The organism is Xenorhabdus innexi (assembly GCF_002632485.1).
In the GTDB taxonomy this organism is placed as follows: domain Bacteria; phylum Pseudomonadota; class Gammaproteobacteria; order Enterobacterales; family Enterobacteriaceae; genus Xenorhabdus; species Xenorhabdus innexi.
In genome coordinates this window covers 1-19201 of record NZ_NIBU01000024.1, presented here as the reverse complement: position 1 = coordinate 19201, position 19201 = coordinate 1, and the positions used below count along the sequence as shown (strand labels likewise).

Genomic DNA, 19201 nt, shown 5'->3' with positions numbered 1-19201 from the left:
AGCCATTTCGTGAAAGACTTATTGAAGTTTCTGAAAGCGCAAACCAAGACCGAAGAGTTTGATGCGATCAAAATTGCTCTGGCCTCTCCAGATATGATCCGTTCGTGGTCATTCGGGGAAGTAAAAAAGCCGGAAACCATTAACTACCGTACGTTCAAACCTGAGCGTGACGGTCTTTTCTGTGCGCGTATTTTCGGGCCGGTAAAAGATTACGAATGCTTGTGTGGTAAATACAAGCGCTTAAAACACCGTGGTGTGATTTGTGAGAAGTGTGGTGTTGAAGTCACTCAGACTAAAGTTCGCCGTGAACGTATGGGTCACATTGAACTGGCATCTCCGACTGCTCACATCTGGTTCCTGAAATCACTGCCATCCCGTATCGGCTTGCTGCTGGATATGCCACTGCGTGACATCGAACGCGTACTGTACTTCGAATCCTATGTGGTTGTCGAAGGCGGCATGACCAGTCTTGAGCGCAGCCAGATCCTGACTGAAGAGCAGTATCTGGATGCTCTGGAAGAGTTCGGTGATGAGTTCGACGCAAAAATGGGTGCAGAAGCGATCCAGTCTTTGTTGAAAAACATCGATCTGGAAAACGAATGTGAAACCCTGCGTGAAGAGCTGAACGAAACCAACTCTGAAACCAAGCGTAAGAAACTGACCAAGCGTATCAAACTGCTGGAAGCGTTCATTCAGTCTGGTAACAAACCAGAGTGGATGGTTCTGACAGTTCTGCCGGTTCTGCCACCGGATCTGCGTCCGCTGGTTCCTCTGGATGGCGGTCGTTTTGCAACGTCTGACCTGAACGATCTGTATCGTCGCGTTATCAACCGTAACAACCGTCTGAAACGCCTGCTGGATCTGGCTGCGCCGGATATCATCGTACGTAACGAAAAACGTATGTTGCAGGAAGCCGTTGATGCACTGTTGGACAACGGCCGTCGCGGTCGTGCAATTACCGGTTCTAACAAACGTCCACTGAAATCCCTGGCTGACATGATCAAGGGTAAACAGGGTCGTTTCCGTCAGAACCTGTTGGGTAAACGTGTTGACTACTCAGGCCGTTCTGTAATTACCGTAGGTCCATACCTGCGCCTGCATCAGTGTGGTCTTCCTAAGAAGATGGCACTGGAGCTGTTCAAACCATTCATCTACGGCAAACTGGAACTGCGTGGTCTGGCGACTACCATCAAAGCAGCCAAGAAAATGGTTGAGCGTGAAGAAGCGGTGGTATGGGATATCCTTGATGAGGTTATCCGTGAGCACCCGGTTCTGCTGAACCGTGCACCAACCCTTCACCGTCTGGGTATTCAGGCATTTGAACCGGTTCTGATCGAAGGTAAAGCTATTCAGTTGCACCCATTGGTGTGTGCGGCATATAACGCCGACTTCGATGGTGACCAGATGGCTGTTCACGTACCGTTGACACTGGAAGCCCAGCTGGAAGCGCGTGCGCTGATGATGTCTACCAACAACATCCTGTCTCCGGCGAGTGGTGAACCAATCATCGTTCCATCTCAGGACGTTGTATTGGGTCTGTACTACATGACTCGTGACTGTGTTAACGCCAAAGGCGAAGGCATGGTTCTGACCGGCCCTAAAGAAGCAGAACGCGTATACCGCGCAGGTCTGGCTTCTCTGCATGCCCGTGTCAAAGTCCGTATCACTGAAGAAGTGAGAGATGGCGAAGGTAACGTGGCTGTCAATACCGGTCTGGTCGATACGACTATCGGTCGTGCCATTCTGTGGATGATTGTACCGCGTGGTCTGCCATACTCACTGATTAACCAGCCACTGGGTAAAAAAGCGATCTCTAAGATGCTGAATACCTGTTACCGTGTGCTGGGTCTGAAACCAACAGTTATCTTAGCTGACCAGACCATGTATACCGGTTTTGCTTACGCTGCCCGTTCAGGGGTATCCGTAGGTATCGATGACATGGTTATTCCTGAGAAGAAAGAAGGCATCATCGCGGAAGCAGAAGCTGAAGTTGCTGAAATTCAGGAACAGTTCCAGTCTGGTCTGGTAACTGCGGGCGAACGTTATAACAAGGTTATCGATATCTGGGCTGCGGCGAACGAACGTGTTGCTAAAGCGATGATGGAAAACCTCTCTTCTGAAACGGTTATTAACCGTAACGGTGAAGAAGAACAGCAGGTTTCCTTCAACAACATCTTTATGATGGCCGACTCCGGTGCTCGTGGTTCTGCTGCTCAGATTCGTCAGTTGGCGGGTATGCGTGGTCTGATGGCAACGCCAGACGGCTCCATCATCGAAACCCCAATCACCGCGAACTTCCGTGAAGGTCTGAACGTACTTCAGTACTTCATCTCAACCCACGGTGCTCGTAAAGGTCTTGCGGATACCGCATTGAAGACAGCGAACTCCGGTTATCTGACCCGTCGTCTGGTTGACGTTGCTCAGGACTTGGTTGTTACTGAAGATGACTGTGGTACTCACAACGGCATCATGATGACTCCGGTTATCGAAGGTGGCGATGTTAAAGAACCTCTGCGTGAGCGCGTACTGGGTCGTGTGACTGCTGAAGACGTCCTGAAACCGGGCGCGGCGGACATTCTGGTTCCACGTAATACACTGCTGAACGAAAAATGGTGTGATCTGTTAGAAGAAAACTCCGTTGACAGCGTGAAAGTACGTTCCGTAGTAAGTTGTGAAACTGACTTCGGTGTTTGTGCTAACTGTTACGGCCGTGATCTGGCTCGTGGTCATATCATCAACAAAGGTGAAGCAGTTGGTGTTATCGCGGCACAGTCAATCGGTGAGCCGGGTACACAGTTGACGATGCGTACGTTCCACATCGGTGGTGCGGCATCTCGTGCGGCAGCAGAATCCAGCATTCAGGTACGTAACAAAGGTCAGCTGAAACTGACTAATGCGAAATTCGTTACCAACTCAGCAGGCAAACTGGTTATTACTTCCCGTAATACCGAATTGCGCCTGATTGACGATTTCGGTCGTACTAAAGAAAGCTATAAAGTCCCTTACGGCTCCGTATTGTCTAAAGGTGATGGCGAGCAGGTTGCCGGCGGTGAAACCGTTGCAAACTGGGATCCGCACACCATGCCAGTTGTGAGTGAAGTGTCCGGTATTATCCAGTTCTCCGACATGGTAGATGGCCAGACCATTACCCGCCAGACGGATGAACTGACCGGCCTGTCATCTCTGGTAGTTCTGGACAGCGCAGAGCGTACCGGTAGCGGTAAAGACCTGCGTCCGGCACTGAAAATCGTTGATGCTCAGGGTAATGACGTTCTGATCCCGGGTACCGATATGCCGGCTCAGTACTTCCTGCCGGGTAAAGCGATTGTTCAGTTGGAAGATGGCATCACCATTTCTGCGGGTGATACGCTGGCGCGTATTCCTCAGGAATCCGGCGGTACGAAAGATATCACCGGTGGTCTGCCACGCGTTGCGGACTTGTTCGAAGCTCGTCGTCCGAAAGAGCCTGCTATTCTGGCAGAAATCAGCGGTATCGTTTCCTTCGGTAAAGAAACCAAAGGTAAACGTCGTCTGGTAATCAGCCCACTGGATGGCAGCGATGCTTACGAAGAAATGATCCCTAAATGGCGTCAGCTCAACGTATTCGAAGGTGAGGTTGTTGAACGTGGTGACGTGATCTCCGATGGCCCAGAATCTCCACACGACATTCTGCGTCTGCGTGGTGTTCATGCTGTTGCTCGTTACATCACTAACGAAGTTCAGGAAGTTTACCGTCTGCAAGGCGTTAAGATTAACGATAAACACATCGAAGTTATCGTTCGTCAGATGCTGCGTAAAGTGACCATCGCAAATGCGGGAAGTTCTGAATTCCTTGAAGGCGAGCAGGTTGAATACGCACGCGTTAAAGTTGCTAACCGTAAACTGGATCTGGATGGCAAAGTCCCTGCGACCTTCCACCGTGATCTGCTGGGTATCACCAAAGCATCTCTGGCAACAGAATCCTTCATCTCTGCGGCGTCGTTCCAGGAAACAACCCGCGTACTGACTGAAGCAGCTGTTGCAGGTAAACGTGATGAACTGCGTGGCCTGAAAGAGAACGTTATTGTGGGTCGTCTGATCCCTGCGGGTACAGGTTATGCTTACCATCAGGATCGTATGCGCCGTCGTCATGAAAACGAAGTGGTTGAAGCACCACAGGTTAGTATTGATGAAGCCACTGCAAACCTTGCTGAATTGCTGAATGCAGGTTTCGGTAGTAGCAATAACGAGTAAACTCGCGATAGATTTATACTTAACGTAGTATAATTCATTGTAAAATGCCCTCTGTTAAAGAGGGCATTTTTTTTGGTTTTACGAAGGCAGGAGGAAAATAAAATGAGACAACTTGTTAATGTTGCTGCCATGATTTTCTTGCTGTCCTTGTTATTTTTTTCCAATCAGGTTGTAGCTTATCAGTCGGACGGGAAAAGTTATCGTTATATGGAGGTAATCAGAGACAGTGAAATTTATGCTCTGATCGGAGAGCATGTGATTCAGGTTGGCGCTTTCAAGGAAGGGCAAAATCTGAAAGTGGTTCAGGATGAAGAGGAAGAAAGCGATTATTACGAATTTAGTTTTGGTAACGGGGAAGGCTATATTGCTAAAAGTAATTTAAAAGAAATAAAAAAAAACGCATTTCCCAGTGATCCTTTTCCCATTCTTATTAATAAATCTTCTCAGGGTTTAGTTATATTTAAAGAAACGAAGGTTTACAGTACGCTGGAATCCGATAGTAAACCCATTGCCGTACTGATGGCAGATCTCCGTTATCCGATTCAGGATAAAGTACAGGATATCAGGCATCATATTTGGTATGAAATTAATCTGGGGGGAAGAAAGGGCTATATTCGTGCTCAGGATGTAGAATATGATAATGGCATACCAGTATTAACGTACCATCATATTCTTACGGATAAAGAAAATCAGCGTTTTCTGCATACATCAACAACGACCTCGTTGAATGCCTTTCGTAATCAAATGGATTACTTAAAACAGTCCGGTTATATCACGATTTCCTTATATGAACTGGAAGGGTATTTAAATGGTACGATTAACCTGCCAGCAAAAGTTGTTGCTTTGACTTTTGATGATGGATTGAAGTCAGTGTATCGTTATGCTTATCCAATCCTGAAAAAAAATGAACAAAAGGCGACGCTTTTTGTTATTTCATCCCGAATTAAACGTCATCCGCAAAAATGGAATCCTAATAACCTGCAATTTCTGAGTATCAATGAATTGTTATCTATGCAGGATATTTTTGATTTTCAATCTCATACTCATTTCTTACATCGTCTAAGTAAAAATAAAAAACCAATATTATTTAAACGTTCATACCGGAACATCTTGTATGACTTTGAACGCTCCCGCCGGGCATTATCCCAATTTAACCCCCATGTAATTTATCTTTCATATCCTTTTGGCGGATATAATATGACAGCGGTTAAAGCTGCTGAAAATGCGGGATTTCATTTAGCAGTCACAACTGTTCAGGGAAAAGTTAAATTGGGAGATAATCCTTTTTCTTTGAAACGGTTATATATATTGCGGACAGACTCGATTGAGAAAATGGGAAAAATAATATCTAATAAATCGAGCGACATTCCTTTTTCTAAGATAAAAAGCAATATGTGATAATTAATGATAATAGTTAAAACCACCAGTTTATTCCTACTAAGCTGGTGGTTTTAGTTTTTTCGGATTTACTCTGATGTTTTACTCTTTATCATTTTGATAAATGTTTCCCGTGCACTCGGTGAACCAAGTCGTTCTGCTTCATCTAACAGCGCCAGCGCTTTATGAATATCCCCCTTTTTAATCGCTTTCCTGATGGCATCATTGAAGTACTGTTCGGTTTCTCCTGAAATGGGTTTAGCTACTATTTTAGGCTTTGGCGCTGTGAGAATACGGTTATCTGATGTACTTCCGGAAGGTTGTTCTGACGTGACTCTCAGGGTTAGCGTTCCGGTATCAGTATGGGAAGCTGTTGGATCGGGAATATCGGGAACCGCATTGCCGACCCCCTGAGCATAAGCTTTGGCAGGATCAACCATGGTTGTCGATGTTTGCAGGTCTGTATGAGTTGTGTAAATCAGCAAATATATTTTTTGTTGCCCTAATGCAGGCTCCAGTTTTAACGTTCCTTCCAGCCTCTCTTCCGAGATAATTCCCGCTTGTTGATAGGCAAAATAATGGCTTGAGTAAAATGCAATAGGGTGAAATTTCTCATCAAACACCAATACATTAGGTGAATAGACCTGTCTGTTTTTTATCAGGCTGCTCAGGGTAATTTCCAATGTTCCCTGATCAACAGGCAGAGTAAGGGCGGAAACGGCTCCCTGAATATTTCCTGTGTGAATCTGAGGTGAGGTATGGTTGAGGATAATTGTGTACTTGTGACGGATATCAACGGGTTGCCATACCAGTTTCCGTAAAGCAGAAGCAGGCAAAGAATGAGCAACAGCGTTGCTCACTCCCTGATTCATCATAACGTTTTCAGAGGGAGACTCTGCCGTATAAGCCACTAAGGGAAGGCTGATACCGGACAGAAAGCTGCAACATATGAGAGAAAAGAATTTGATTTTCATCGTATTATTCTCATCTGAAATCACCACCAGGCTTCAAATTGAGCACCAAACATGAATTCATCATTTTTACCACGGCTGAACTGGTGTTTTGGTGTGTCACGATACGCTATCCCATCGGAATAACCGGGGTTTTTATTGGCATAGCCCCACTTTTCATCCCATTTAGCATAGGTCGTGTATAGGCGGATAGCCGGGCGTGACCAGATGCTATCACCCGCCTGCCATTGTTGAGCCAGCGTGATTTTATACTGGTCGTTAATCGCTTTGGCGCGTTGAGATTTGACATTATCGTAGCCGACTTCCATTAACGTACTCATGGTGGGAGTCCATTTATACATCGGGCGAATACCTGCGCTATACCAAATGGTTCCGTTACGATTATCGTTATTAATATTTTGGTACATGGCGATATACATCAGATCCCATTTTTTAGCCAGACTGATGCCTCCATGGTTTATGACACGCAACATATGGCCCGGATTGTCAGTACTGCCTCCTGCGGAACGGCCATTGTTATTGGAAATCATCGAATCAGTTGCATACTGAACGACAAGTTTATTGAACCCTTCCAACATACTTTGCGTATGTTCGGCGGTTAGCATTAGCCCATCTTTAGACGCATTTTGAGCCAGATGATAGTGTTTATCCGGATTGGCCCGCCCATAATCGACACCTAATTCCAGCACTCCTCCACGGTTTATGGGGAGAGCGGCAAGCCGGACATCAAAAACATCATTAGAGGTTTCGGCATTGTGATTTTTGCTATCAAAAAAGCGATATGAGCCACCACTTTCGGTATTTCGGGTTGCGGCCAGAGAAAGCTTGCCAAAACCAAGATCAATGTTTTCCAAACCAGCACCGGGACCGGAGATATCCCAATAATAGAAGTCGATCATATGTACATCATGGCGCTGATAAAAACGCTTACCGGCCCACAATGTTGAGCCGGGCAACCAGTCAATAACGTTAGTGGCCTGCACATTTACTTCACGGAATACCGGAGTGACAGATTCCTGATCGCTTTTCTGATCTGCGGTATAGGCCAGATTAGTATCAAAATAGAAGCGTTTATCTTTTTGCTGCCACAATGCTTGGCCTAATTTTAATTCAGCATAGGTTTCACATTCATTTCCGAGGCGGTATTTACTCTGTGCTCCTGTACTTTGAGCACATTTTTGCGCGCCGCCACTGCCTGCCCAGCCAATTCCTGAGCGGGCATAACCATGAAAATCTACTGCAACGGCCTGCATGGAAAATAATCCGGCCAGTACGGGTAATGAGAGAGGTGAGATACGCATAATTGTTCTCCTGTTATTTTTCACGGAGTATTTTTTTATGGGATAGCTTTTTCAGACTCTCTGTACAGGCGTGGCACGTTGTTCTGCCTTCCTGCAACAGATGACAGTGATGAAGAGCTAATCGGAGTGAAGATCACTCCTTTTTCCAAAGAAACAATATCAGGCAGGAGATAAACGGCGTTTTGATGAAGAGTGAAGAGATGTAAATGGGATGATTTTTCTTGATGAGAACAGGTTACATCAGTCGTTATCCCTCGCCCAAATGGATGAGGGATATGAGTTTATGTTTTACCCATGCCGCCCTAAATAACTATCCCAATCTTTCCAGACCGGCTGTAATCCCGATTTTACCAGTGCTTCGGCAACCTGTTTCACCGAGCGGTGATCATTCGGAGAGAATTGTTCCAGTTCATGATGGTCACTTTCGACATAACCACCCGGTTGAGTTTTAGAACCGGCGCTGACACTGTTTATTGCCAGAGGTACAACATGATCGCGGAAATAAGGTGATTCACGGGTAGAAAGAGAAAGTTCAACATCCGGTGCCAGCAGGCGGAATGCACAGATTAGCTGTACCAGCTCTGCATCATTCATCAGGGAGGCGGGTTCAATACCACCAGCACAGGGGCGCAGGCGAGGAAAAGAGATGGAATAACGACTTTTCCAAAACTGTTTTTGCAGGAAAAGCAGATGTTCTGCCACCATATAGCAGTCAGTCCGCCAGTGAGGGGATAAACCGATTAATGCCCCCAGACCGATTTTATCAATACCAGCTCGTCCAAGTCGCTCAGGGGTTTCCAGCCGCCAGTGAAAATCCTGCTTTTTTCCCTTGAGATGATGCAGCTGATAACTCGGCTGATGGTAGGTTTCCTGATAGACCAGCACACCATCTAATCCCAGTGTTTTCAGTTCGGCATATTCCTCTTGTGCCAAGGGCTGAACTTCCATGGTGACTGAACTGAAATAACGGTGTATTAAGGGAAGATAATGGCGAAAATAGTCCATCCCGACTTTTTTCTGATGCTCCCCCGTAACCAGCAGAATATGCTCAAACCCCAACTTTTTCAGCGCCTGACACTCAGCCTCGATTTCCTGTTCATTGAGCGTCTTACGCTTAATGTGGTTACTCATGGAGAAACCACAATAGGTACAGTCATTAGCACACAGATTGGAAAGGTAAAGTGGGATATAAAATCCCACGGTATTACCAAATCGCTGGCGGGTTAATTGTTGTGCCCGCTGAGCTAAAGGCTCAAGGTAAGGCAGGGCTGCGGGTGAGAGCAATGCCATAAAATCATCCAATGTCAGATGTTCGCTATTCAGGGCATATTCAACATCATGGCTGGTTTTACTATTGATGCTCAGCGTGACGTCATCCCAGTCCAACTGTTGCCAGCGATGGCGAAAAGTCGGCTTTGACCCGGTATTGCCGTTCATAAAGATGTTGCCAATCATAAAGCCCCCAGAAAATCAGTCAGCGGGCTGGAGGCTTCTGCGTGGGATTTCTGATTTGCTACCCCAGCCTGATGAGCCAGTTCACCGGCTTCAATGGCTGTTTTGAACGCCTGTGCCATTTTGACCGGATTACGGGCCACGGCGATGGCAGTATTGACCAATACCGCATCGGCTCCCATTTCAATGGCTGCCAGTGCGTGGCTCGGAGCACCAATACCGGCATCCACAACAACAGGAACATTGGATTGCTCAATGATAATTTGCAGAAAATCCCGGGTAAGCAGACCTTTGTTTGAACCAATCGGTGCCCCCAATGGCATCACGGCAGCACACCCCACCTCTTCCAGACGGCGGCACAGAACCGGATCTGCGCTACAGTAGGGCAGAACAACAAAGCCTTCTTTGACTAGCTGTTCCGCGCCTTTCAGGGTTTCTATCGGATCAGGTAACAGGTATTTCACGTCAGGGTGAATTTCCAGTTTGATCCAGTTGGTGCCCAGTGCTTCCCGCGCAAGACGGGCAGCGAAAACTGCCTCTTCTGCGGTTTTCGCTCCGGAAGTATTTGGCAGGAGCTTAACGCCTAACTCCTGCAATGGTGTGAGAATGCCATCATCTTTGCCATGTAGGTCAATCCGTTTCATCGCCATTGTGACTAATTGGCTGCCGGAAGCACGAATGGCTTCAATCATCAGACTGGCATTGGCAAATTTACCTGTGCCGGTAAACAGACGGGAATGAAAGGTGGTATCAGCGATTTTTAACACTTCTAACATAAAACAATCTCCGGCATTAGCCGCCCGCAATGGCCTGAAACAGCAGGATATTATCCCCGTCACTGAGCTGATGGGTATGCCATTCTGAGCGGGGTATGATGGTCTGGTTAATCGCCAGTGCAATGCCTGACTGAGTATGCTGTATATGTTCCAGTAATTGTTGCACTGTCATAGCCTTATTTGGCGGCGTATCCAGTGTGATCGTTTGATCGTTAACAATGATGTTCATACGATTTCTGTTCCTGAAACGGTTTTATCTGTGCAGGAGCCAGCCCCGCATACCCGACATTGTGGTGAGGGTGTCAGCTGTAAAGTACTCCAGTTCTGTTTTCTGCCATCAAACAGTTGCAGCTTCCCGTTCAGATAAGAAGGGAGACCAGCCAGCATCTTAATGGCTTCCAGTGCCTGTAATGTACCAATAACCCCGACGACCGGCCCTAACACACCGGCAGTCCGGCAGTTACGCTGAGGCTCTTCCTGATCGGGATAGAGGCAGGCATAACAGCCGTGCTGGTAAGGCGGCTCGAATACCATAAGCTGACCACTGAAACCTACGGCACTTCCACTGATTAGAGGTTTACCAGTTTCGATACAGGCCGCGTTAATGGCATGACGGGTTGCCATGTTATCGCAGCAATCCAGAATCAGATCGACTTGCCGGACGAGGTTTACCAGTGATTTTTTGTCCAGTCGCTCGTTGATGGTAGTTGTGTTAACCAGTGGATTCAGCTCAGTCACTCTTTGTGCTGCCAGAGCGGCCTTGCCTGCGGGAATATCTGCTGTGCGATAGAGGATCTGGCGTTGCAGGTTTGAAATATGTAATTTGTCATCATCTGCAAGATAAAGGTTCCCCACTCCTGCCGCTGCGAGGTAAAGCGCAGCAGGGGAACCTAATCCCCCCATTCCGACTATCAGTACCTTACTGTTTTTTAGTTTTACCTGTCCGTCAGGGCCGATATCTTCCAGTAATAACTGACGGCTGTATCGCATAAATTCCTGATCGTTCAACATAAGCGCCTCCGACCATTTTCTTCAATGTTGCTTTCAGGTGTACCTTCAACGCATGTTTCTTCAACTAAGTGCAGTAATCTGGCGGTCGTCTGCCGCCAGTCTCTGGCTTTAGTAATGGCACTGACCAGAGCCACGCCGCCGACACCGGTAGCAACCACATCAGGAACCCGTTCCAGTGAAATACCCCCGATAGCGACTGTCGGGAATTCAGGGGTGAGTTCTACCTGACGTCTCAGGGCGCTCAGACCCTGAGGCGATGATGGCATTGCTTTGGTTGTTGTCGGGAAAATATGTCCCAGCGCAATGTAGGATGGGCGCAGGGCTTTTGCCCGCGCCAGTTCCTGCTCATCATGGGTGGAAATTCCCAGCCTCAGCCCTGCCTGTCGGATGGCGCTGAGATCAGCGATATCTAAATCTTCCTGCCCCAGATGTACGCCATAGGCACGGTGTCTGATTGCCAGACGCCAGTAATCGTTGATAAACAGGCGCGCGTTGTATTGATTCCCTAATGCAATTGCCTGCCGGATATCCTTCTCGACCTGATCTTCGGGCAGGTCTTTAATACGCAGTTGCAGCGTTCTGACACCCGCTTCCAGTAATCGCTCAATCCAGATCAGAGAATCTACGACCGGATATAGACCCAGCCGATGTTCGGTCGGCGCAAAGGACACTGTTTCAGAGTAAATTGTTTCAGAATAAATTGCAGTGCAAACTGTCTCAGGCTGATTTGACATCATTGATATCCTCGGCTCGGTGATACAGTTCACTGCCATGAGAGCGGAACTCCTCAGACATTTGTTCCATACCTGCTTCCTGTTCCAGTTTGGCCGCGTAGTCCCTTACATCCTGCGTAATTTTCATTGAGCAGAATTTCGGCCCGCACATAGAGCAGAAATGGGCAACCTTACCGGATTCCTGTGGCAATGTTTCATCGTGATAAGCGCGGGCAGTATCAGGATCAAGTGCCAGATTAAACTGATCTTCCCAGCGGAATTCAAAACGCGCTTTTGACATAGCGTTGTCGCGGATTTGAGCACCGGGATGGCCTTTAGCCAGATCGGCTGCGTGAGCCGCGATTTTGTAAGTGATGAGCCCCTGTTTCACATCTTCTTTATTCGGCAGACCAAGGTGCTCTTTGGGGGTGACATAACAAAGCATGGCACAGCCGAACCAGCCAATCATGGCAGCACCAATACCAGAGGTAAAATGGTCATAACCCGGTGCGATATCTGTTGTCAGTGGCCCTAATGTGTAGAAAGGCGCTTCGTGGCAGTGTTCCAGCTCTTCCGTCATATTGCGGCGGATTAACTGCATCGGAATATGTCCCGGCCCTTCAATCATGACCTGAACATCATATTCCCAGGCGATTTTGGTCAGCTCACCCAGCGTATACAGTTCAGAAAATTGCGCCTGATCATTGGCATCCTGAATGGAACCGGGGCGCAACCCGTCCCCCAGAGAAAGGGAAACATCGTAGGCCGCACAGATTTCACAAATTTCACGGAAATGGGTGTAGAGGAAATTTTCCTGATGGTGAGAGAGACACCATTTTGCCATGATGGAGCCACCACGGGAAACAATGCCCGTCAGCCGTTTGGCGGTCATCGGGACATAGCGTAGCAGAACACCGGCATGAATGGTGAAGTAATCCACGCCTTGTTCGGCCTGCTCCAGTAGCGTATCGCGGAACATTTCCCATGTCAGATTTTCTGCAATGCCGTTGACTTTTTCCAGCGCCTGATAAATGGGGACTGTACCGATTGGCACCGGGCTGTTACGCAGTATCCATTCGCGGGTTTCGTGGATATAGCGTCCGGTGGAGAGATCCATTACGGTATCCGCTCCCCAGCGGGTAGACCAGATCAGCTTTTCAACTTCTTCTTCAATAGAAGAACTCACAGAAGAGTTACCGATATTGGCATTAACTTTCACCAGAAAATTGCGGCCGATAATCATCGGCTCAGATTCCGGGTGATTAATGTTGGCGGGAATAATGGCACGGCCAGCAGCCACTTCCTGACGCACAAATTCCGGTGTAATGTTTTCCGGCAGGTTTGCGCCGAAACTTTGCCCCGGATGCTGCTGGAGGAGCACTTCACCACGGATGCGTTCACGCCCCATATTTTCGCGCAGAGCAATAAACTCCATCTCCGGCGTGATAACGCCTGCACGAGCGTAATGCAATTGAGTAACACATTTACCCGTTTTTGCTTTCAAAGGATGGGGACGATGATGAAAGCGCAGATGATCCAGACCGGCATCAGCAAGGCGCTGTTGGGTAAAATCAGAGCTGAGGCTTGTGACAGGCTCAGTGTCATTGCGCTCTTCAATCCACGGCTGGCGGATTTTCTGCAAACCCGCATGAACGTTCAGCACGGCTTCAGGATCACCATAAGGGCCGGAAGTATCATAAACAGGGACGGGTTCATTTTCCTCAAACTGAGGCGCTTCTTTTGTACCACCCACAAACGTGGGAGATACCTGAATTTCACGCATAGGAACCTGAATATCCTCGCGTGAACCTTCCAGATAGATACGATGTGAATTGGGAAAAGAGACACCCTGAATTGAATTGATAAATTCCTGCGCAGCATCCCGTTGGGCTTTACGTGGACGTGCCGGATGGGTTTTAGGAGAGATATCCGTTGTCGGGATAATATCTGCGGTGGAGTTAACGGTATCGTTAGTAGAGGTATGGTTAATAGCATTAGACATAGCAAATTCCTGACTGTGTAATCGCCTGTATCAGGCTTAAGTTGAGAAAATTGCTTGTCTGGAGCTCGCAGGGAGTAATGATGATTGCTGAACAGTATTATTTTGTAGCTATCTGTACAGAAACAAAAATCGCGTCAGCAGAGGGATTACTCTTGTTCCCTTCGCGGGTATTAGCCCGATCAGGTTCTGCGGATCCCGAATAAACGGTCTCAGCCTGTGTTCATCGTGATATACGCTGAACGCTAGGCACTCCGACAAGAAAAACACCCCAGAGTATAAAGGGGATTATAGAAACTGCAACCGGAAAACGAGGCCTTTGGGACTGGCCCGATGTCAGGTGCTAAACAAGAGGCGCTAATTCCCAGCTCAATTGTTGCCAGCCATGTTTTTCTGCTTCTGACTGCAATTTCATATCTGGATTCACGGTAAAGACTTCATTGGCAAAGAAACACATCGGTAAATCATTCGCTGAGTCGGTGTAAAAAGAGATATGTTTTGGTGATAAATTCTGTTCTGCCAGCCATTGCTGTAGACGGGTAACTTTTCCTTCACGGAAAGTGGGGACGCCCTGAATATTGCCGGTATAACAGCCATCTTTCATGACCATATCAATTCCCATCGCAGTTTTTACGCCGAATGCAGCCGCAATTTTCTGAACCACGAAAGAAACCGTGGCTGAAATGATAATAATGGGTATGTTCTGCTGACGGTAAATATCTAACTGTGTTTTTGCTGCGGGGTAGAAGAGAGGTTTGATTTTAGTTTCCACAAAATCTGTCAGCCAGATATCAACTTGTTCATGGGGTATCTTGCAGAGTGCCTGCAAACTGACTGCCAGATATTCCTGCATGTCCAGTTTCCCTGCGTTGTAATCCGATATCATTTTCTGGTCTGCTTCTATAAAACGGGGGTCAGTAATGATCTGTTTTTCCCATAAATAATGCGTCCAGAGTAGGCTGGAATCCCCACGGATCAGGGTATCATCCAGATCAAATATGGCAACCTGCTGTGACATAGCTGTTATTCCTCAAGCCTGAAATCGACAGAATAGAGTTAATTGAAAGAGAATCAAACACTTTATTGCTATTTAACCCTATTTTTTAATCTGCGGAATAGTGTGCTCAAAATCAATTGGTAAGCATTGATATTAAAAATAATATAAAAAAATCCATGAAAAAATAATTTCAAATTTGGACATTATTGGAGTGCTTTACCATAATTAAAATATATCCCTTTTTATTTAATAAATTTCTCGATTCTGGTTTTTATATAATGACACTTATTATATTAATTTTATAAATCATTTTAACAAAAATCACTGCGGGTTTAACCTGCCACCAGTGTTATATTTTTCATTAAGGTGTTCCCTATGAAAAAAGATAAAATAAACTTATGCATTATGACGCTGATTATACTATTGTGTTGCCTTGATAGAGGGAATGCGACTGAATCAATAAACCATTCTGTTATTTCAAATAACGTGAATAATAATTCAAAGGAAAATATAGGGGTTTATTCATCAGACTATAATTTGACTTTTAAAAACAGCAGCAAACGTGATGATTTGAAAATTAATGTTAAAGATGATAAATGCATGAAGAATCATGGATATCAAAGCATCTATTTGAAAAGTGGAGAAAGTTCTAGCGAGAAAGTCACAGATTATAATACACTATTTAGCTGTTTTAGGGAAGACAAATTCGTGAAATGGAACGCAACCACTTATAAAGGATCTAAACCATATCAGTCATGTGATTTTGAATTGTTAATATATGTGCCATCGTTTCCAATTGGCCCCTATTTACAATGGCACAGCGCAGTTAATACAAGTCATTGTAATCTTGAAATCAGTGCTAATTGTAATGGTTTGAATTGTTTAAATAATGGGGTTTTTGTTGAGGATGGGTATCGTATCAGCATAGATATCAAAGATGATCGTGATATCTGGATACCACCAAAAATTACTTCCTCTGATCCGCAAGCTCAAGCCAAAAACAATTATATTACTATTATTGGTCAGGGAGTTATGGAGGACGACTCGTTACCTTATATTGTCACTGATTTTGACAAAAATAAGTATAAAGTTGAACCGATAGAAGGAACAAAGGAGCAATGGCGAACAAAAATTTGGATAAACTGCGGGGTGGCTCCCGGACAAATTAGCATTGAAGGCATTGAAAATTCTGGAATTACTATTAAAGGGCCTCCATGCGGTGCAACCATTACGTCAATGAAGGATGGGCAAATTATACCTGATGGGAAATATGGTTTATCCGGTTTAATTAATGTTAAAACTCCACAGGATGATAAAAATGTTAAAGTATCAATTTCTGTTTTTGATGATCCTGAATATACTCATATTTCTGAACCACCGAAAGAATATACACCCGATGTTGATATTAACTCCGGTGTGTGGATTATTAAAAACTTAACTGCAAAATGTTTTCATTATTATAAGGCATCTGTGCTTTTTAACCCAAACAAGAAGGGTACTGAATTCCTTTCAGGAAAAAAAGACGTGAAATTTGCTGTATCGCGTTGCCCGGTAAGCATCACAAAACCTATTATGCGTGAATTTATTACTCCAACAAACGGAAATGCTCCAACAATTTCAGTTGAAGGAAAAGTCACAGAAAAAACGCCTCTCGATGTTCATGCAATCTACTATCCAAATGGTGAGCATATTATCTCAACCCTTTCGCAGAATGGAAATGATTGGGCAACGACAATTAGTGATGCCCCTGATGGTTTTATAAAAATTAAAGCGAAAAATAAAGGAACAGCTGATATTCCGGTTAAAGACAGTAATGACGAAGTCACTATACTGAAATCAAAAGATTTTTCTGTAAAATATGAAGTCATAGATAAAGTATACCTCCAGATTTATGGAACCTCCCTGCCTACAGAGGATAAACAAACCAGCGAATTCAAAGATACTCTCCATCCGAAAGTAATAATACTCGTTGATGGTGTAAAACAGGAAGAAATCACGCCTGATGCACAAGGGAATTGGCGTTCAGATAATAAATATTATGCAAGAAGGGGAGTGTATATTTTTACTATCCATGAAACTTCTGATAATAAATATTATCAGGCACGGAAAGATAAAGTTCTGGAATGTACAGGAGAAGGTGAACACATGACTTGCATTGAAAAGAATAACTAATCTCCCAGTTTAAGGAGTCTATCATGATTATATTTAGAATAATGTTTATGCTGTCATTTTTATTTTACAGTGTGAGTTCACTTTCAGGTGGTATGTTAACATCTCCTCCCAGAGAAACCATTGCAAGAGGTGAGGAAAGTTGTATTGAAGGTAAAGATAGTCAGTGTAAACCTTGGGTTGTTCATATTTATAATCAAGTTAAATTAGGCCAATATAAAAAGACTATCTCATCCTGCACTGGCTCTCTGATCGCTCCAAACTATATTTTAACAGCATCTCATTGCTATTATGATCCAAAGGAACATAATCCAAATATTTCTTTTGAAGGATATATAATTAAAGATTATAAGAAAAAATAATTGGCAGAGGAGACCCTAAAAATTTCTTTCCATATTCCGAATCTGGAAAATTGGCTGATTTTGCAATCATAAAATTAAATAAGCCTATAAATTCATATGGTTTTGGTCATATTCGTCGTTTCTTTTATTATGACAATGCTTATGAAAAAAACGAAAAGTACTATAAAGACTATTATAATGCTTCTATTTATGGCTATGGTAGCCTAGGAATTGATGAAAGAACAGGAGAGATTATACCGGGAACGGGGGAACAAAAGCGGGCTGATGTAAAAATTATCACTGCCGCTAAAGATTTAAAAGGGAATGATGGACTAATAACAAAAGAAAATGAAGCATTAACCGCTGGGGTTTCACAGTCTGGAGATTCTGGAGGGCCAGTTATTTGGAATAATACTATTATTGGTGTTATATCCTTAGGAGAAGATGCTTTGAGTGAAAAAGATACAGGGAGTGAAAGACCTCTTGCTTTTTCTGTTATTTCAGATGTTACAGGAAAATATTTGACCACTAAATTTTATCAACCAAAAGATTTAGGTCATTGGTTTTCTGAAACTATGGAGAAAATATGGATTGATAGCCCGGATTGGAATGGCAGAGTCAGTAAGAGAGGAGAGAATATTATTGTTAGAGGATATGCTCGTCCAAATAGTAAAATAAAGTTGAGTTATTCTATTGATAGTAATCTTGCAGAAAGTATTGAATGTAATAATCCTGTAGATTCAGTTGGGGGGTGGGAATGTAACATCCCATATAAATCTTATCATAAATACGTTGTTGATGAGGTAAAACAATATAACATAAATATTACTGTCAGAGAGTCAGAACAAAGTGATAATAGTTGGAGAGAGGATACTGTAACAGCGGAAATACCATCAATTGAACAAGAATTATTGATTGTTTACCCATTAGATAAATCAATAGTGCATACTAATAACTTCACGATACGTGGGCATGCTGCTCCTAATTCTAATATCAAATTGAAATTAGAATCAAATAAAAATAAAGAGTTATGGCAGGATGAATTATGCGCTGGAATAAATAAAAATGAGTCCATAAAAGCAAATGAGAGTGGATTATGGACATGTGCTATAAAAACTGATGTTATTATCAGTGAGTTAGGGAGTGAATTTGTTATAGAGGCTGAACAAAAAAATAGAGAGGATGAACGAGAAATCAGAAGTGAGAATCTCTTAGATAAAGTAAATATAACTTTACAACCTGAAAATTATACTGATTTAGCCTTAGATCTAAAGATGGATGATGGCATTAGTATATATAGGAAAATGTTCGATTTGAATGCCACTTATGATAAGAATGCAAATTTTATCTGTACTTTTCATTCATCTCAATTTCAGTGTACAAACAAACCTGATTATTTTCATTTTGATATACCCAATGATGCTGTAAATATGGAACCAACTCAAATTAAAGAACGGGATTTCCCTATAGGTGCACTACAGCTTATTGATGGACAAGATCAGTTTGATTCAAAGCAGTGGTATGATATTACCTTCAAAAATAAAAGTGCATATTTTCAACCCCAATTTGAGGAAGAATATGATATTAAATCTCCGATGAAAATTCAATCTACTGAAATTAAAGATAAAATATTTTCTGGTTTTGGTGGTGACAAAAAAAATTATAGTCGACAATATGATAACTCATATTTACCGTCAGAATATTCTATATGTATGAAGAAAAATAGTCATTCACCTTCAGGTTCACCTAAATGCAATAGAAATGAAGATCGAGATATCTATGTCAGAATTCCATTAAAAGAGAATACATATTTTTCAGAAATACCAATACAATATAGTGATTATAATGGAATACATAACTT

Annotated in this window: 14 protein-coding genes and 1 riboswitch; of the genes, 5 read left to right on the top strand and 9 right to left on the bottom strand. The window is 44.1% G+C overall.

Features of this window, described 5'->3' with window-relative positions; translation table 11 throughout:
• The first annotated feature begins 9 nt into the window (after window positions 1-9).
• Window positions 10-4233, top strand: a complete 4224-nt coding sequence (gene rpoC / locus Xinn_RS11165) for a DNA-directed RNA polymerase subunit beta' (RefSeq protein WP_086954588.1) — start codon at window positions 10-12, stop codon at window positions 4231-4233.
• Window positions 4234-4335: 102 nt separating this feature from the next.
• Window positions 4336-5631, top strand: a complete 1296-nt coding sequence (locus Xinn_RS11160) for a polysaccharide deacetylase family protein (protein WP_086954587.1) — start codon at window positions 4336-4338, stop codon at window positions 5629-5631.
• Window positions 5632-5699: 68 nt separating this feature from the next.
• On the opposite strand, the gene malM is transcribed toward Xinn_RS11160, so the two are convergent.
• The 9 genes from malM to Xinn_RS11115 form a co-directional block, all read right to left on the bottom strand.
• Window positions 5700-6584 carry a maltose operon protein MalM gene (malM, locus tag Xinn_RS11155; protein WP_086956522.1) on the bottom strand — a complete coding sequence of 295 codons (885 nt, stop codon included), beginning with the start codon at window positions 6582-6584 and terminating at the stop codon, window positions 5700-5702.
• A 20-nt stretch (window positions 6585-6604) separates the two neighbouring features.
• Window positions 6605-7882 carry a maltoporin gene (locus Xinn_RS11150; RefSeq protein ID WP_086954586.1) on the bottom strand — a complete coding sequence of 426 codons (1278 nt, stop codon included), beginning with the start codon at window positions 7880-7882 and terminating at the stop codon, window positions 6605-6607.
• 288 nt (window positions 7883-8170) lie between these two features.
• Complete coding sequence (gene thiH, locus Xinn_RS11145) at window positions 8171-9337, bottom strand: 2-iminoacetate synthase ThiH (RefSeq protein WP_244590184.1); 1167 nt, start codon at window positions 9335-9337, stop codon at window positions 8171-8173.
• A complete protein-coding gene (locus Xinn_RS11140) occupies window positions 9334-10101 on the bottom strand; it encodes a thiazole synthase (protein WP_086956520.1) in 768 nt (255 codons plus the stop codon). Before Xinn_RS11140 ends, thiH begins: the two co-directional genes overlap by 4 nt.
• Before the next feature lie 25 nt (window positions 10102-10126).
• Window positions 10127-10339, bottom strand: coding sequence for a sulfur carrier protein ThiS (gene thiS, locus Xinn_RS11135; protein ID WP_086954585.1), 213 nt, complete (start codon window positions 10337-10339; stop codon window positions 10127-10129).
• Complete coding sequence (locus Xinn_RS11130) at window positions 10336-11121, bottom strand: HesA/MoeB/ThiF family protein (protein WP_086954584.1); 786 nt, start codon at window positions 11119-11121, stop codon at window positions 10336-10338. The genes thiS and Xinn_RS11130 overlap by 4 nt, the downstream gene beginning before the upstream one ends.
• Entirely contained in the window at window positions 11115-11855 is a 741-nt protein-coding gene (gene thiE / locus Xinn_RS11125) for a thiamine phosphate synthase (RefSeq protein WP_086954583.1), read from the bottom strand. The genes Xinn_RS11130 and thiE overlap by 7 nt, the downstream gene beginning before the upstream one ends.
• Window positions 11839-13836 (bottom strand): phosphomethylpyrimidine synthase ThiC, encoded by a 1998-nt coding sequence (gene thiC, locus Xinn_RS11120; RefSeq protein ID WP_086954582.1) that lies wholly within the window; start codon window positions 13834-13836, stop codon window positions 11839-11841. Before thiC ends, thiE begins: the two co-directional genes overlap by 17 nt.
• Before the next feature lie 139 nt (window positions 13837-13975).
• Window positions 13976-14100, bottom strand: a riboswitch (TPP riboswitch).
• A 76-nt stretch (window positions 14101-14176) separates the two neighbouring features.
• Window positions 14177-14851 (bottom strand): HAD family hydrolase, encoded by a 675-nt coding sequence (locus tag Xinn_RS11115; RefSeq protein ID WP_086954581.1) that lies wholly within the window; start codon window positions 14849-14851, stop codon window positions 14177-14179.
• A gap of 354 nt (window positions 14852-15205) precedes the next feature.
• Here Xinn_RS11115 and Xinn_RS11110 point away from each other — a divergent pair, with 354 nt between their 5' ends.
• The 3 genes from Xinn_RS11110 to Xinn_RS11100 form a co-directional block, all read left to right on the top strand.
• Window positions 15206-17002, top strand: a complete 1797-nt coding sequence (locus Xinn_RS11110) for a hypothetical protein (protein WP_086954580.1) — start codon at window positions 15206-15208, stop codon at window positions 17000-17002.
• Window positions 17003-17025: 23 nt separating this feature from the next.
• Window positions 17026-17361 carry a trypsin-like serine protease gene (locus Xinn_RS23120; RefSeq protein WP_086954579.1) on the top strand — a complete coding sequence of 112 codons (336 nt, stop codon included), beginning with the start codon at window positions 17026-17028 and terminating at the stop codon, window positions 17359-17361.
• Between the two features lie 50 nt (window positions 17362-17411).
• Window positions 17412-19201, top strand: a 1790-nt coding sequence (locus tag Xinn_RS11100; protein WP_339373502.1) for a trypsin-like serine protease, incomplete at its 3' end; no start/stop codon positions are given.